Genomic DNA, 15,222 nt, shown 5'->3' on the forward strand with positions numbered 1-15,222 from the left:
TTAGGTAGAAATGCCACTGCCTGTATGGCAATTAAATCCAAATCGTACTACAAGGCACAGCTATCACCTATAAGTGTTAGTATCATTATGCTGGTTTTTATTATTATTTACGCTACCCAAAACCCGATTCAGGGTGATATTATTCACGAATTTTAAATTAGCGGCGATCTTTTCCTGCCGAAAAAACGCTCACTATCGCTTTCTGCTTAACAATTAATCAATTACATCCTCAAAGGCCATAAATGGAATTCTTTGATTCAACCACCAACATAACGTTTTTAATCCTTATTATCCTGACTCTATTACTGGCTATAGGATTCCGCAAACAGGGCAAGGCCAGTGAATTTGTCAGCTATGCGCCCACATTATTAACAACACTGGGTATCTTCGGTACTTTCCTCGGAATTGTGATGGGCTTAATGGAGTTTGACCAACACAATATAGAAGGCAGTATCCCGCTGCTTTTGGCAGGTTTGAAAACCGCTTTTTGTACCAGCCTTATGGGTATGTTCGCTTCTTTGCTATTGAAAACCCTCTCAACCACCTCCTGGTTAAAACCTAAACAAAAAGAAGAGATCATCACCGAAGCTTCGCCTGAAAAGATTCTTGCCACCATGCAGGCGCAGTTAAAAGCCACAGAAGAATTACAGAAGTCTCTGGTCGGCAATGAAGAGTCCACCCTTGTCGGACAGATGAAAATTCTGCGGGGCGACCTCAACGACATGATGAAGCAGTCCCGGCATCAGGCGGATGAACATTTCAACCTGCAAGAAAAACAGTTTGGCGAATTCTCAGACAAATTGTGGATCAGGCTTCAGGACTTTGCCGACACCCTCTCCAAATCCGCCACTGAACAGGTGATCGAGGCATTGAAACAGGTGATTGTCGATTTCAACAATAACCTTACCGACCAGTTTGGCGAGAACTTCAAACAGTTGAACGATGCCGTCTATAAACTGGTGGAGTGGCAGGACAACTACAAAACGCAACTTGAGCAGATGAACCAGCAGTACGCCCAGGGCGTTCAGGCGATTACAGCAACGGAGTCGTCTGTTGCCCATATCAGCGACAAGACGCAGCTGATCCCACAGACCATGGAAAACCTCCATGAAGTAATGACCATCAACCAAAAGCAGCTGGATGAACTGGAACAGCATCTGGAAGCGTTCCAGTCTATGCGTGACCGTGCTGTTGAGGCCGTGCCGGAAATACGCCGTCAGGTGGAAGAAACGGTATCGGATATTTCCGCCGCAGTCACCACCGCCAACACCCACTATAAAGAGCTGCTGACCGAGTCTGACCGCTATATTCAAAACCATATCCAGACCTCGGAAGACCTGCTGGGCAAGTTCTCCAGTGAAACGGAGAAAGGTATTGAAACCGTCGGGCAAACCATTGATACCGCCGCCACAGAGTTCACCCACAACGCCGCACGCACCAACGAGAGCCTGCAAACTAGCTCGGACTATCTGCAAACCCAGACAGAAACCATCAAACAGCACCTTGAAGATGCCGTCAGCGACCTGAACAACACCGTCCGGGATATGGTTGAAAAACTGGTGGTGGATGCCCAATCCATGAACACAACCATGACGGAAGCCAATCAGAACCTGGCGGCGGATACCGTTGATGTGCGTAACGCCATGATGAACTCCACCGAGCAGCTGCAAAAACAGCTGGGAGAGATGATGGAGCAGGCGGCCACCCAGCAGGTGAATCAGTCCCGCAAGACCTTCGAAGCCATGGAGGAGCAGATTCGTCAGCAGGTCGGCATGACCGGTGAAGCCGTTGATAGTCAGCTGAAGATGATTGACCAGTCCATGCAGCAGGAAGTAAACCGGGTTATGACCGAGATGGGGCAGGCGCTGGCCCAGGTCACTGGCCGATTCACTGACGATTACACCAGGCTGACCAAAGCCATGCAGAAAGTGGTGAGGCAGCAGGCGGCATAATGGAACAGATTTTCGGACAAAGGAAAGAGGCCAGTGAGAACGGTGAGCACTGGCTGACCATCTCTGATCTGATGGCGGGCCTGATGATGGTGTTCCTGTTTATCGCCATTGTCTTTATGCTCCACACCCAGAAAGAAAATGAAAAAATTAAAAGTGTCGCTGTCGCCTATCAGGAAAATCAGGTGGCGATCTATGATGCCCTGATGGATGAATTCCGGGATGACCTGCCCGAATGGGGTGCCGAGATTCATCAGGAAACTCTGGCTTTTAACTTCGAGTCCCCTGAAGTGCTGTTTGATAATGGCAAGATAACCCTGAAGCCGGGTTTCAAGACGATACTGAACGATTTTTTCCCAAGGTATCTGGCGGTGCTGAAGCCCTACAGAAGCTCACTGGATGAGGTCAGGATTGAAGGTCACACCAGCAGCAACTGGAATGCCAACAGCACAGAGAAAGAAGCTTACTTCAGGAATATGTCCCTTTCCCAGGGGCGAACCCGGTCGGTGCTTTATTATCTCTACGGTCTGGTGCCTGATGAAACTAGCTGGATCAAGCGGAATATTGCGGCTGTCGGGTTCTCTTCTTCCCGAATCGTGCTGAACGACAACGGACAGGAAGACGCTGAACGTTCAAGACGTGTTTCTTTCCGGGCCATCACCAATGCGGACATTCAGATCAAACGCATTCTGGAGGCTGAGTCTTGAAACTGACCGTTGATTTCAGCGCACTTTTCCGTGCGGTCGCGCCTCTGAATTACGCTGTTGATGATTTTGAAATCGCCAGCCAGACTACCGAGCTGGATTCAGTCGCGAAAGATCTGGCGATTGGCCAAGTGTTGGGTGGAGATATTCAGCTTGAGGACATTGACGGCTCACAGGGGATTCTTAATTACGACGGGCATCAGGTGATGCTCTATATTCCTGATCAGTATCAGAAAATTGTCGAGGTTCTCCATAACGGTCAGCAAGGCAGGAAGGTTCATGTTGCCGAGTGTTCAACCCTTGAGAGCATGAGGAACTCAGGGCGTTTTAGCCGCTATGATGTGATCAGCAGAATGGATGGCCTGTTTCCGGTCTTCGGTATAGACCCCACCACCAACAGGGAAACCAGTGGTGAGGCCCGGCTGAATGTCTGCAAGAACTGTCTGAAAATCCTGAACTACCGTGGCTTTGAAGTTATTCCATGGGTAGAGAAGAATGCCATCGTGAGCCAGTTTGATTTCGAGGCTTTTTTTGAAACCTACAGCTCCTTCTTCAAGTCACTGCCTGAAGCCAGCGAGACTCAGACAAAAGCGGCGGATTACACGCCGGACTGGTCAGCCATTTCCAGCCGCTACCGTCGTGAGCTGGATTATCACTGTGAGCATTGTGGTGTCTACCTGAAGGACTATACCCGTTTGCTTCATGTGCACCATATTAACGGCAATAAAACCGACAACCGTCGTGAAAACCTCCGTGGGCTTTGTGCCGACTGTCACAAAAAGCAGCCTCACCACGGCCACCTTCATGTCAGCCGGGACGATGCCCTGACCATCAATACTTTACGACGAGAGCAGCATAAATTCGATGTGTTTGATTATGACCGGCTGCAGGCGTTTTCCGACACGGCGCTGGAAGGGTTGAACCGAAAATGCCGTCATTACAATCTGCCAACCCCTGACCTCGGCGTAATGGTGAAGTGCAGTCAAAAGCTGGTGTCTATTGACCTGGCCTGGCCCAGAAGAAAAGTGGCTGTGCTGATTAACCCTGAAGACCAGCCCCTTCTGCAAGCCACTGGCTGGACGGTATTTACCCTGGGGGCGGCTATGAAGCAGTTTGAGCTTTTTCAGAATAAGGTTCGGTGACGAGCGTTTTGTGTAGGGGGGGCTGAAGGTTAGAATGTAACACTCTTGATTAAAACCGCAACGAACGCAACATTCGTTGTTATGATTAAGGCTCAAGCTGCCTTGTTAGATTTTTAAGAAGGACGTTTCTCGCACCGTTGATGTCTCTGTCAACGGTGAAACCATTGCCTTTTATAACTTTTGATGAACCAAGCCGATCATCAATACTGCCATCCCATGAGCGGGTCTTTGACGTGTACGCTTCATTGCAATCCACAACGTGCTTTCCGTACTTTCTGGCGTACCACTTCAAACGCACCTTAAACCCGTAATGATTGAGATCTAGCATCTGGCGGCAGGTATTCCGGCGTATGGTACGCACCTTTTTGTCTTTTCGTGTGACCATACCCCTCGTCTCGAAAGACGGCAGAAAGATAACGTCATAATTGGATACAAGCTCGAACGCCAGTCGGTTATGCAAGTCCAGAATAATGTCATCTTTCTTGCACTTGAGGCGGTTAATCTCTTTGTCAAAGTTGACAATACGATCCTGCGCCCACTGAGGCATGTCAGGAAACTTAATGCCTTTTTGGGTGTTCAGAATCTTTTGTTTTTGCCCAATGAGATTGTCAACTCGTTTCATAAGCGGGAACAACTTTTTTTTGGCAAAGTCATTTCCTGCAATTAAAGCCTCTTTATCGCTGAAACAGGTAGCAAAAGTTCGCACTCCGGGGTCTATCCCAACACACTTCACTGCGCCTTGGATATCGGCATTGAGTTCTATGTGCTGTTGAACCTGAATGAACCAGCGCCCTTTGTCACAGGTAATAACGCATGATTTACCAATGGCTTCGGCAGGCACTTCTTCCGTTAGATGGATTCTGCCCAACGCATTAACGCAAGGGTTCAATCCCTTTGGCAGTCTATCAATAGAGAATGAGTGCCTGCTTCCTTTACGGCTCTTAAAACTTATTTCTGAGAAACCTCCACTTGCCCCTTTGAGTTTTTTGTTTTTACTGCAAACAGACTTGAATGTTGTCGCTGCCGCTAGTGTTCCATTATCTGAAATAATAGAGTTATAAGCCCGTCCATTGTCTTTTTGCTCCTTCTCCACCTGAGCCTTTATCGACGGGCGCATATTAATAAATTTACCATTTTCGTCCTTGTATTTGTCATTGCGGAACCGCTCTACAGCCAGGTTGTAAGAACGCCTGTAAAGAGCAAGTGCATCCCTGTAGGCCGGTTCATTCTCCGGGTAAATTCTGATCCTTTTTGATGCTACGATCTTTGCGCCTTTTAGCGGAACGCTGTCCGTAGTGGTTGTTGCAGAACGAGGTAATGAAACCGATAAGCTCATGGGTATCAAAGGCTTCACCGGAACCATTCGAGTCATCCAAAACTTCGATTTGTCCTCCTGATAATTCAACGAGCCACTTGATAAGTTCGAATCCTGATCGTGCGAGCCTGCCTTTTGTGGTAACCACAATGTGGGTTGGATGGTCGCACATCGCTGATTCCAGAATGGTTTGCAGTCCTTTTCGTTTAAAGTTGAAAGCACTGGCAATGTCACTGATAAATTCTGCGTCAGGATGCCTTTCGAGCAAGCGTCGCCTTTGCGTAGCAATGGAAGATTTTTGCTTCCCTGAGCTAACCCTTGCATAGCATATCTTCCTCTGCTGGTTGATGAATATGCGGTAGTGACCCCCGCTCGTTTGCATTATTTTCTCGTAATGACCGCTTTCGATCTTTCGCCTTATTGTCTGGGTTGTTACGCCCTCAATCTTGGCAAGTTTGGTTGTGGATACCCACAAAATAAACGCCTCTGGCTATCTATGTTGTTGTCAGTATAACAAGTTATGTTGCGATTGTTGCATTTTTATTTAACTGTTCGCTCCCGGCATAAAAGCAATCAGTAAGGCTAAAAATATAATGTTGTAACGACAGTTAACAACGAAGTTTTTATAGTGCTTTTAAAAGCATTCTGGTCTATTTTTTTAGGCGCTTCTGTTCGTATCTATTACTACCGTAGGCGCTTAAACATATGTTCCATAATAGCAAACATTCTTTATTACTCCTGTGTACGCTATTTGGAGTTTTGCTCAATAGTTTTCCTGCTGTTGCCGAGGAAGAAATCTACGAATATAAAATCAAAGGGAACGATGAGCCCGTACTTTTGACCGAAGAAAAAGGAGGAGAAGGGGATAGCAATGTTAGCACATACAGGTTTTCCTCTTTGGCCCACTATTATTTGCGTATGGAGTCACAGGAAGGCGTTAGTTATAACAACTGCAACTGTGATGATTGTTCTCACGAAGCCAGTTCTTCATCTCAATCCCGGGGGCATCGGATAAGTTGTTTTGCTCATGGCATTTTTAGCTATAGGTTCTCTGTTAATCGCATCTGTGCCACCGAGGCTAACGCTGAGCCCGAAAGGGATAATACTGAGGGCGGCAAGCTTATGGCTATGAATCTGAATGACATTCTGCGCCCCCTGATAGAATGCATAAAAAGCCGCCGGAGCAGAGACATCGCAAAATACCTTTTTAAAGATAGCAGGCAAAGAACAATGGAGCGACTGAGGGTGAGTACGAGTACCTGTATTCCCAATTGTAAAAGAGCGGTGTGCCAATCTTGTCAATCATCAACGCCAGCTTACTTTTCGAATAGAATGGCTGTTCTTATACCTCCTGCTGTGTTGATTAACTCTCCTGACAGTGAAACTCCAGATATATCGCCCCTCGCATATATTTCAAACCCTGTTATTACTTCTAATAGTCAAGAATACCTGGAGGAAATTTCATTTGAATTACTTTTTTTAAGAATGGATGACGCCCAGTCCAGTCGGGAAGTCGAAGATGGTATCATGGGAAATTACCGTATCAATCTTTTAAATGGCCAGTTCAGGCTCACAATACCAAGGGAAAACGCCAGCGATTTTGAAGTGACAGGCAATATTTTTCCTGAAACAGTGCCAAGATCGATGTTCACAAGGCGCCGTTTGGGGGGGGGGCGCAGGCGTACGGATTGGATGTTCATTCCGTCAATGGATCTGGATCCCCCAGAAGGCCTGAAAATTGGGGGATATCATTCTCATATTATGCGTCGGGGAGAGAGTATGACAGAGGAGGAGCGCCGCCAATTTCGAGTCCTTCCGAAAGATGATGCGCCTGAAGTGCCGATTGAGTCTGCAACATTACCTGGTCCTGACGAGGGGTCGAATTCCGGAATAATGGTATATGGGGCAACAATTATACTATTGTATTTGATACTTACACTCTCGGAATGGGCTGATAAATAGCTTAACGGTTCAGGGTTAGCAACAATCAATAATTTATCAATTAAAGTAGGGTCAGGTCTTGCAATTTTCACAATTAAAGACTTGACCCTACTGGCTTTTATTTTAGGGGCGGCTATGAAGCAGTTTGAGGTTTTTCAGAATAAGGTTCGGTGATGTTTGTTTAGATAAAGCTACATTTTTATACTAAAAGACGATGTTATTTTCGGTTAATAACCATTTCAGATAGAGAAAACTGGCAATACTATAAAAAAGCATATAGCACACACATGCGCTTGCAGGACAAACACTCTATGAATGAAAAATCGATGGGAATGGTACACTGGCTATGGCTGAGCCTGATAGTGGTGGTGTTGGATCAACTATCTAAGTACAGTGTGGTGGACAATTTTTATCTGTATGAGCAGGTGACCGTTATTCCCTCCTTCTTCTCTCTGACTCTGGCTTATAATACGGGGGCTGCTTTCAGCTTTCTCAGTGACGAGGGGGGCTGGCAGCGCTGGTTTCTGTCCAGTGTTGCAATGGTCGTCAGTCTTTTCCTGGTCAGTTGGCTGCGCCGAATGGAAAAAGGGGAGGGCTGGCAGGCCTGCTCCATGGCGCTGATTCTGGGAGGGGCCCTCGGAAATTTATACGACCGTATTGCTCATGGTCACGTCGTCGACTTTCTTCTGGTGTACTATAAGGACTGGTATTTTCCATCGTTCAATGTGGCAGATGTTGCTATCACCATTGGTGCGGCTATGTTGATTCTGGATATGTTCCGGGATGGTTCTCGTCTGGAACGGAAAAAATCTGAAAGTCATCAGTAAACAGTCATGAATATCAAGCGGGTATCATAATAACAATGTCAGAAGTCTCAGCAGTAGCTATAGGAACAGGTCGCCGGGTGACCCTGTACTTCGCTCTTAAACTGGTTGATGGTCAGGTGGTCGACAGTAATTTTGGCGGGGATCCCGCCTCTTTTATTGTTGGTGATGGTAACCTGCCTGTTGGCTTTGAACAGGCCATATTGGGTATGGGTGCAGGGGATGAGGGCGTATTCAGAATACCGCCAGCAAAAGCCTTTGGCATGCCTCATCCGGACAATCAGCAGACCTTTCCAAGATCTCGCTTCGCAAAGGATATCCAACTGCGGGAAGGGTTGGTCATGTCTTTTGCTGATGCGGGCAACAGTGAGTTGGCTGGTGTCGTGACCGCTTTTGATGATGAACGTGTTGACGTAGATTTTAATCACCCCCTGGCAGGCAAGGAGCTTTTGTTCCAGGTAAGGGTAGTTCAGGTAGAGAATTCGTAATGAAAATCAGGTTGGCTAATCCCCGTGGCTTCTGCGCTGGTGTTGACAGGGCTATTGATATTGTAAACCGCGCGCTGGATGTTTTCGGGCCACCTATTTATGTACGCCATGAAGTGGTGCATAACAAATATGTCGTGGAAAATCTGAAACAGCGTGGCGCTATTTTTGTTGAAGAACTGGATCAGGTGCCGGACGACGTAATCGTTATTTTCAGTGCCCACGGTGTGCCTCAGTCTGTCGAGGCTGAAGCGGAGCGTCGTGGGTTGAAGGTGTTTGACGCATCCTGTCCTCTGGTCAAGAAAGTACATATGGAAGTGGTACGTTATTCCCGTGCAGGTAAAGAGTGTGTGCTGATCGGTCATGATGGACACCCGGAAGTACAAGGCACCATGGGGCAGTATGATGATGCTAAAGGCGGCAGAATGTACCTGGTGGAAACCGCTGAAGATGTAGCCGGTCTGGAAGTTCAGGACCCGGAACATCTGGCTTATGTCACTCAGACGACACTGTCCATGAATGATACGGCGGTTGTTATTGAGGCACTGCGACAAAAGTTCCCAAACATCCAGGGGCCCCGCAAAGATGATATCTGCTATGCCACCCAGAACCGTCAGGATGCAGTGCGGGCGCTGGCGGATGAATGTGATATTGTACTGGTGGTTGGTTCGGTGAACAGTTCCAATTCAAACCGCCTGCGGGAGCTGGCAGAACGAACCGGAGCCTGTGCCTATCTGGTCGATGGAGCAGATGATATTGAGCCGCACTGGTTACAGGGCAAGCAGGCTATAGGCATAACGGCAGGTGCCTCAGCGCCAGAAGTTCTGGTTCAGGGTGTAATCAGGCGCTTGCAGGAACTCGGGGCAGAAATGCCGGAAGAACTGGAAGGCCAGGAAGAGAATATTGTTTTCACCATGCCGAAAGAGCTTCGTATGGTTGAAGTGAGCTGATATTCCTGAACGCTGTTGTGTACCTTAATTGATTCAGTGTGACGCGCAGGCCGGGTCGAACGCTGAGGATGTCCTGTTTCGCTCGACCCGGTTTGAACCAGAAAATATCAGGTGTGTTGATAGTGTCTGGCTAGCTGCTTATGTGATTGCACCCCGTATGGTTTTTTGGTTTTGCCCACTTTTGGCAGGATCACCTTCCTTCCCTTCAGGTGTTGTATTATCACCAGTGGTCTCACATGCTGTTTCTTTGTTTTTTCTGTTGGCCTTCAGTTCCTCACGCCTTTCTAAAATCTTGCGAAGTTTGTTATAAAATTTTGGATGTTGTAATTGGAGCATTATAAACTCAGCGTTTGCTGCATAAGGAATGCTACTTGTTTGAATTCCATTGTTTGCCTGGCTCCCTTCAGGTGCTTCGGATTCCTTCTTCGCTTCACTCCCGGCGGCAGGTGCTTCGGCTTCAGTGTTTGCTTGACTCCCTTCAGGCGCTTCGGCTTTATTGCTTGCTTCACCTCCGGTAGATCCTTCGTCTCTCGGTTTCTCTGAATTGGCCTGATCCTCTGGAGGCGTTTGATCATCGGTTGCATGTTCACTATCTTCCGGTTTTATTGCGATTTCCAGCAATGAATTAATAATTTTCTGCCAGTTGCTTGAGATATTTCCTGATGTTTGAGTGTCGTTTTCTACATTGCCTGTAGCGGCTTCCTGGGAGGCTTCATCGTCTTGTGTAAGATCGACAGGCTCGAAGGAAAGATCTTGCAGCTGTTGTACAACCCCTGTATCACGTAAAGACTGTAGAACATTTGCTAATGCCTGACCGGAAGCTATTCCCTGCAATAGCTCTGTCAGTAAATTCTGGACGGCGTGAGCATTCGTTCCGTCGTCAAGCTGTAAATGTTCTGAAGATGCCTGCAACAGGCTTACCCATAGATTACTTAATTCCTGATCGGTTAACTCTGATTTTGGAGTGTCCAGCTTCAGTGTTTCTGCCAGTAGCCCCAGTCTAACCTTAATGGCTACTCTCTGTTCTTGGGTGGCGGACTTAATCCATGCTTCCAGGGCTTTGATAAGCTGTTCCAGATTGATCTCAACCGATAAAAGCATTAACGTTCCCGGCTTATTGTCAGGGTTGTTTTTGTCAGGGTCTCCGTCATCGCCACCATTACCTCCTGGCGATTGTGAGCCACCCCCTTCTTCCGGAAATTCACCACCCTCCGAGTCTGAATTCTGGTTTTTAGATGAACCGCACTTGAATGAAAATCCTGTACCTCCTTTCTTTGAAAAACTATTTCCATCGGTCGCAGGCTGATTCAGGTCTTCTTCGTCGACCAGGCAGAGGTCAACAAACAATCTCTCCTTGCTATCGTTGTCTTTGAATTGACGCACATTACCAACGGCGTAAGTGGTATTGGCAAACGGACTACCGAACTGCATGGCTGTTAATATTTTGCTGGTTGCAGTCAGCATCGAATCGTCAACTACCAGCCTTGCTTTTTGCGGATTTTTCGCAATCAGCATTTTGCTTCCTTTGCCTCTGGTTTCCATCACCAGAGATAAAGCTTTCTGTGTGGAGGGAGGGAGTGGCAGGGTGCGCTCGGCTTCCACGCCTCCTTGTGAGCAGCTGATAGTCACAGCGTCATAACTGACCCACCCTTTTGCCTGATTTCCGTCACAACCTGCCAGTGCCTGATCCAGTCCCGGGAGTGGAGTAGATAAATCATATGGGTCAGAAGAACCATAGAGCCTGATGTTTCGCGCTTTAATACCATTGCGGAGTGAAATGTCACCAATCTCAATACTGGGAGGTTTCGAACCCGCTTCTTTACCCGGAACCGGGAAATCAGCAAACCCCTCCATGCCCTTAAAGACGAAAGGCGCATTTAAAGGCTTTGTACTACCTAATGTTAACTGGGCTTCAACGCTAGCGGACAGACCAGCCAGAAAAACGGACATTACCCCAGAGATTACGTTCACTAAACACCTCTCATTGTATGTTCGGCTTGCAACCAGAAAAGTATTGTTTATATTTGGCAGGCTGCCATATACAGATTCAAATTCTTCGCAGTAAATGGCCAAAGTAGGTGATAATCCCTAGTTTAATCAGCAGGCTGACCAAGTAAATTGAAACCGGTCAACTCATGAAAACATGAACAAGAGGAACGTCGGCAATGGAAGGAACGCAGGTCACTCAAAGACTCATCAATAAAATAGCAGTGCTGGATATAGAGAATGCTTTTGCCCGTGCGGTGGTTTCCCTTCATGGTGGTCAGGTATTGAGCTTTCAGCCCCATGGTGAAGAAAAAGTGCTGTGGTTGAGTCCAGACGCTGTTTATGATGAAGGTAAAGCCATTCGTGGCGGTATTCCTGTGTGCTGGCCATGGTTCAGCAAGCGTGCAGAAGGAGGCCCTAATCACGGCTTTGCCCGTACCAATCTCTGGCGTTTAAAAGAACAGTGCACTCTGGAAGATGGTGAAACACGTCTTCTGTTGTCTTTACCGGAAACGACACATGCCGCCTGGGACGGTTCTGCCAGCCTGGAAACTGAAATCATTATTGGCAAAGAGCTGAAGGTCAGTCTGACTATGCAGAACATTGGCGAAAAATCAGTGGCTATCAGTCAGGCGTTGCATACTTACTTTAATGTCTCTGATGTTGAAGCCGTTAGTGTTGAGGGGCTGGCTGGAAAACGCTATCTGGATGAAGCGGATAATCAAAAAGCCTATGTTCAGCAGGGAGATGTCACCCTGAAAGGTGAGGTAGACCGAACCTATGTGAATAACAGCGATACCTGCACTATTATCGATCCGGGCTTAAAACGCCGGATTGTGATTCGCAAATCCGGCAGCAACGGAACCGTTGTCTGGAACCCCGGGGCAGAGCTGGCCCGGCAGATGGCTGACGTTCCTGACCAGGGCTACCGTCATATGGTTTGTGTTGAAACGGCGACTCTGCCTGCGCTGGCTGTACAGCTGGAACCTCAGGAAACGCATACTATTTCTACCTGTATCTCGGTTGTTCGCTGATCTTTAGAAGGGCAGGAAACTGTCCTTTTTCCCCTCATTTTTGTAATCCCCGATAAGCGGTATTGACGGGGTGATAAGCTGCTGCCAGTGGCTTGACCCGGAAATTCTGTCCTGTGTTGTTTCCTCTTGTCCAGCGATCAGCCCTCTGATACCAGTTGCAGTTTTACCTGCAACAGAGCATGGCTAGATTGGAATTAGGAACACAGACTATTCCACGGATAGGAGTATGCAGTACATGCCCGGGCAGTCAGGCCTGACCCTTCCTGAAGTGGTCATTACGCTGTTGATTTCAGCCATCCTGGTTTCGATGGCTACCCCCACCCTGAGAACCCTCATCGCCAGTCAGCGAGTCTCTTCTGTTGCCCAGGAAATCTATACCAGCTTTGCACTGGCCCGCAGCGAAGCGGTGAAGCGGCGCAGTGCAGTCTCTCTGTGTGCGTCTTCAGATGGTGTTATCTGTAATACCAGCGGCGATGACTGGAGTTCAGGCTGGGTAATTTTTACCGACGCTGATGCCGATGGTGTGCTGGAAGCAGACGACCAACGACTCAAGGTTTTTTCCGCATTGCCTGAGAATCTTTCCATGGAATGGAATCAGGGGGTTAATGCGGGCTTTAACAGTAAAGGTTATGCGCGCAAAGCCGGGAGCTTCACATTATGTGAGCAGGGACTGACAGGGACTGAGGTCAGAAAAGTGATTGTCAGCCTGACCGGCCGGGTTCGGGTAACAGAGCCTGACAGTTGCTAAGGGCAGGTTAAGGAGCGTTGTATGAAGGGAAATCAATATTCAGGCAGAGGTTCTGTTGGTGTTGGTCTTATTGAAGTACTGGCTGCGCTTCTCGTCATTTCCATTGGCATTCTGGGGATGGTGGGGTTGCAAACCAAAAGTCTGCAGCACAACCATGTGGCTTATCTGCGTTCTCAGGCCGTCATTATCGGTAATGACATGATGGACCGGATTCGGGTCAATCGTAGCCTGTCGTCAGTCACTGAGGATTATGTGGTTGCAGTCGGGCAGTTTACGACGGCACAGTGCAGTACAGAAGCCTATCCGGACAACTGTGAGACGGGCAGCTGCACATCGTCTGAGCTGGCTGAATACGATATAAGACAGTGGAAGTTTCAGATGGCCTGCATACTGCCGAACGGCGATGGCAGCATAACGATTGAAGACTCTGGAGCGGGTCGCATTTATGTAATTTCCATGCGGTTTGATGAGAGCAGAGGGCAGCATCCCATCAGGGAAGTGGTGGTAAGGAGTGCGTTGTGAGGCAGTATGCCGGAGTCTCTTTAGTTGAACTTTTAGTGGCAATGCTGCTTGGGCTGTTTTTAATAGCTGGCATTGGTCATCTGTTTCTCAGCGCGAGTCGTACTTATATGCTGCAGGATGAGTTGTCCCGGATACAGGAAAATGCACGCTTTGCCATGGATTTACTGGCACGAGATATTCGCATGGCGGGTTATACCGGTTGCCCGGGGGAAACGCCACTGGCCAATGTCGTTTATACCACCACGGATAACCGGGAGTGGATGACCCATTTTGATAAAGGCATTCTGGGCCTTTCCACGGCAAACAAAAGCCGTATCGACAGTTCTGCTATTTCAGAAGCGATTGTTATTCATAAAATCGATGCTGAACAAGGACAACCGGTTAATAGTCATACGTCGTCTTCTGCCCTGTTGAATGTGACCAGTCATGGTTTTGATCAGGGCGATATACTGGCGCTGGTGTCACCGGGGTGTGATCAGGTATCGGTTTTCAAAGCCGCAGATGGCACCACCGGATCATCGGTATCACACGCAGCAGGTTTGTCCGGTACACTGTATAACTGTACTTCACAGCTGAAGGGGCATTTTAACTGTATGGACAGTGCCGCCAGTGCTGAGCCCTACAGTCATAACCAATCAATACTGTTTCCTGTCACCTCGGTAGCTTATTACCTTCGCACCAATAATGGCCAGCCCAATCTCTATCGCAAAATGGCTGGCGAATATACGTCAGGCAATGCCCGCAATGCTGAACCTTTGCTGGAAGGCATTGAAGGGCTTTCGTTTTTGTATGGCTATGACTCGGATGGAAACCGCACTCCGGATCAGTATCGCACGGCTGATTCCATCGGCCTGTTCAGCAATGACTGGACGAATGTGGTCAGTGTTCGTGTGGAGTTGTTAGTCCGAAGCTTGACGGAAGTGGCCGAAAATCCACAACCGTATTTTTTTGCAGGGGCGCGAATAACACCAACCGATCACTATATACGCCGTAACTTTGTTATGACGGTTGAGCTGAGAAACAGGGTGCAACCATGATTCAGTCAGAAAAAGAGCAGGGCAGTGTTTTACTGGTCAGCCTGGTCTTACTGTTGATTCTGACCGTCGCTGGAATGGCGTCCATCCGTGTCACCAGCCTTGAAGAAAAAATGACCGGTAATTACCGTAACGAACAGCTGGCTTTTCACTCGGCTGAAGTCGGCGTGCTGGAGGCTGAGTCTTACGTGGCCAATACGTTGTTAAACAGTTCAGACTTCTCAGCGAATTGTGACAATGGGTTGTGCTTTGATGGTACTGCTCACGCTGAACCCGGAACCTGTTCTGCCACGGTTTCCTCTCCCTGGGAAGAGCAGGCACTCTGGAGTAATACCGGGCGCTATCGAACAACAACTGTCGTGTTGAATGGGGTAGCGACACAGGCAAAGTATATTGTTGAGTTTCGCTGCTACCTGCCCAGAGAGATTGACGGGCCAGACGCTGATCCGACGGTTTATGATAACTGGGCTGAGTTTTACCGCATTACGGTATTGGCGACCGGGGGTTCCGGTGATGCCAGGGTGATGTTGCAGACCACCTACAAAAAGAACCGTTAAGAACAAAAGTTATTTTCAACGCAGAAAAGGA

General features: G+C 48.0%; 15 protein-coding genes. 12 read left to right on the forward strand and 3 right to left on the reverse strand.

The features are described 5' to 3' along the window. Positions 1–242 precede the first annotated feature (242 nt). Genes NX720_RS20970 through NX720_RS20980 form a run of 3 tightly spaced genes read left to right on the forward strand, consistent with a single transcriptional unit; the run spans position 243 to position 3,795 of the window. The gene (locus NX720_RS20970) at positions 243–1,952 is read left to right on the forward strand and encodes a coiled-coil domain-containing protein (RefSeq protein WP_262597242.1); all 1,710 of its coding nucleotides are present in this window, start codon (positions 243–245) and stop codon (positions 1,950–1,952) included. Next, positions 1,952–2,656, forward strand: coding sequence for an OmpA family protein (locus NX720_RS20975; RefSeq protein WP_262597244.1), 705 nt, complete (start codon positions 1,952–1,954; stop codon positions 2,654–2,656). Before NX720_RS20970 ends, NX720_RS20975 begins: the two co-directional genes overlap by 1 nt. Further along, the gene (locus NX720_RS20980; protein ID WP_262597245.1) at positions 2,653–3,795 is read left to right on the forward strand and encodes an HNH endonuclease; all 1,143 of its coding nucleotides are present in this window, start codon (positions 2,653–2,655) and stop codon (positions 3,793–3,795) included. Before NX720_RS20975 ends, NX720_RS20980 begins: the two co-directional genes overlap by 4 nt. Positions 3,796–3,880: 85 nt before the next feature. On the opposite strand, the gene NX720_RS20985 is transcribed toward NX720_RS20980, so the two are convergent. Then, entirely contained in the window at positions 3,881–5,131 is a 1,251-nt protein-coding gene (locus NX720_RS20985) for an RNA-guided endonuclease InsQ/TnpB family protein (protein ID WP_404831014.1), read from the reverse strand. Next, positions 5,019–5,492: a recombinase family protein gene (locus NX720_RS27290; RefSeq protein ID WP_404831106.1), complete on the reverse strand. Its 474-nt coding sequence runs from the start codon at positions 5,490–5,492 to the stop codon at positions 5,019–5,021. The genes NX720_RS20985 and NX720_RS27290 overlap by 113 nt, the downstream gene beginning before the upstream one ends. Positions 5,493–5,815: 323 nt before the next feature. Between NX720_RS27290 and NX720_RS20990 the strand changes: the two genes are divergently transcribed. The 4 genes from NX720_RS20990 to ispH all read left to right on the forward strand — a co-directional run bounded on the left by NX720_RS20990 (position 5,816) and on the right by ispH (position 9,310). Further along, on the forward strand, positions 5,816–7,072 hold the full coding sequence (locus NX720_RS20990; RefSeq protein WP_262597247.1) for a hypothetical protein: 1,257 nt from the start codon (positions 5,816–5,818) through the stop codon (positions 7,070–7,072). Positions 7,073–7,362: 290 nt separating this feature from the next. Then, the gene (lspA, locus tag NX720_RS20995; protein WP_262597248.1) at positions 7,363–7,878 is read left to right on the forward strand and encodes a signal peptidase II; all 516 of its coding nucleotides are present in this window, start codon (positions 7,363–7,365) and stop codon (positions 7,876–7,878) included. 35 nt (positions 7,879–7,913) lie between these two features. Continuing rightward, positions 7,914–8,363, forward strand: coding sequence for an FKBP-type peptidyl-prolyl cis-trans isomerase (locus NX720_RS21000; protein ID WP_262597250.1), 450 nt, complete (start codon positions 7,914–7,916; stop codon positions 8,361–8,363). Next, complete coding sequence (gene ispH, locus NX720_RS21005) at positions 8,363–9,310, forward strand: 4-hydroxy-3-methylbut-2-enyl diphosphate reductase (RefSeq protein WP_262597251.1); 948 nt, start codon at positions 8,363–8,365, stop codon at positions 9,308–9,310. Before NX720_RS21000 ends, ispH begins: the two co-directional genes overlap by 1 nt. A 138-nt stretch (positions 9,311–9,448) precedes the next feature. Here the strand turns inward: ispH and NX720_RS21010 are convergent, their stop codons facing one another. Continuing rightward, positions 9,449–11,281, reverse strand: coding sequence for a prolipoprotein diacylglyceryl transferase (locus tag NX720_RS21010; protein WP_262597253.1), 1,833 nt, complete (start codon positions 11,279–11,281; stop codon positions 9,449–9,451). 194 nt (positions 11,282–11,475) lie between these two features. Between NX720_RS21010 and NX720_RS21015 the strand changes: the two genes are divergently transcribed. The 5 genes from NX720_RS21015 (at position 11,476) to NX720_RS21035 (ending at position 15,191) form a co-directional block, all read left to right on the forward strand. After that, positions 11,476–12,330: a D-hexose-6-phosphate mutarotase gene (locus NX720_RS21015; RefSeq protein WP_262597255.1), complete on the forward strand. Its 855-nt coding sequence runs from the start codon at positions 11,476–11,478 to the stop codon at positions 12,328–12,330. 226 nt (positions 12,331–12,556) lie between these two features. Beyond that, positions 12,557–13,078: a GspH/FimT family pseudopilin gene (locus NX720_RS21020; protein WP_262597256.1), complete on the forward strand. Its 522-nt coding sequence runs from the start codon at positions 12,557–12,559 to the stop codon at positions 13,076–13,078. 21 nt (positions 13,079–13,099) lie between these two features. Beyond that, on the forward strand, positions 13,100–13,600 hold the full coding sequence (gene pilV / locus NX720_RS21025) for a type IV pilus modification protein PilV (RefSeq protein ID WP_262597257.1): 501 nt from the start codon (positions 13,100–13,102) through the stop codon (positions 13,598–13,600). Further along, the gene (locus tag NX720_RS21030; protein WP_262597258.1) at positions 13,597–14,637 is read left to right on the forward strand and encodes a PilW family protein; all 1,041 of its coding nucleotides are present in this window, start codon (positions 13,597–13,599) and stop codon (positions 14,635–14,637) included. The genes pilV and NX720_RS21030 overlap by 4 nt, the downstream gene beginning before the upstream one ends. Then, positions 14,634–15,191 (forward strand): pilus assembly PilX family protein, encoded by a 558-nt coding sequence (locus NX720_RS21035; RefSeq protein ID WP_262597259.1) that lies wholly within the window; start codon positions 14,634–14,636, stop codon positions 15,189–15,191. Before NX720_RS21030 ends, NX720_RS21035 begins: the two co-directional genes overlap by 4 nt. Positions 15,192–15,222: the final 31 nt, after the last annotated feature.

Source organism: Endozoicomonas euniceicola, from assembly GCF_025562755.1.
In the GTDB taxonomy this organism is placed as follows: domain Bacteria; phylum Pseudomonadota; class Gammaproteobacteria; order Pseudomonadales; family Endozoicomonadaceae; genus Endozoicomonas_A; species Endozoicomonas_A euniceicola.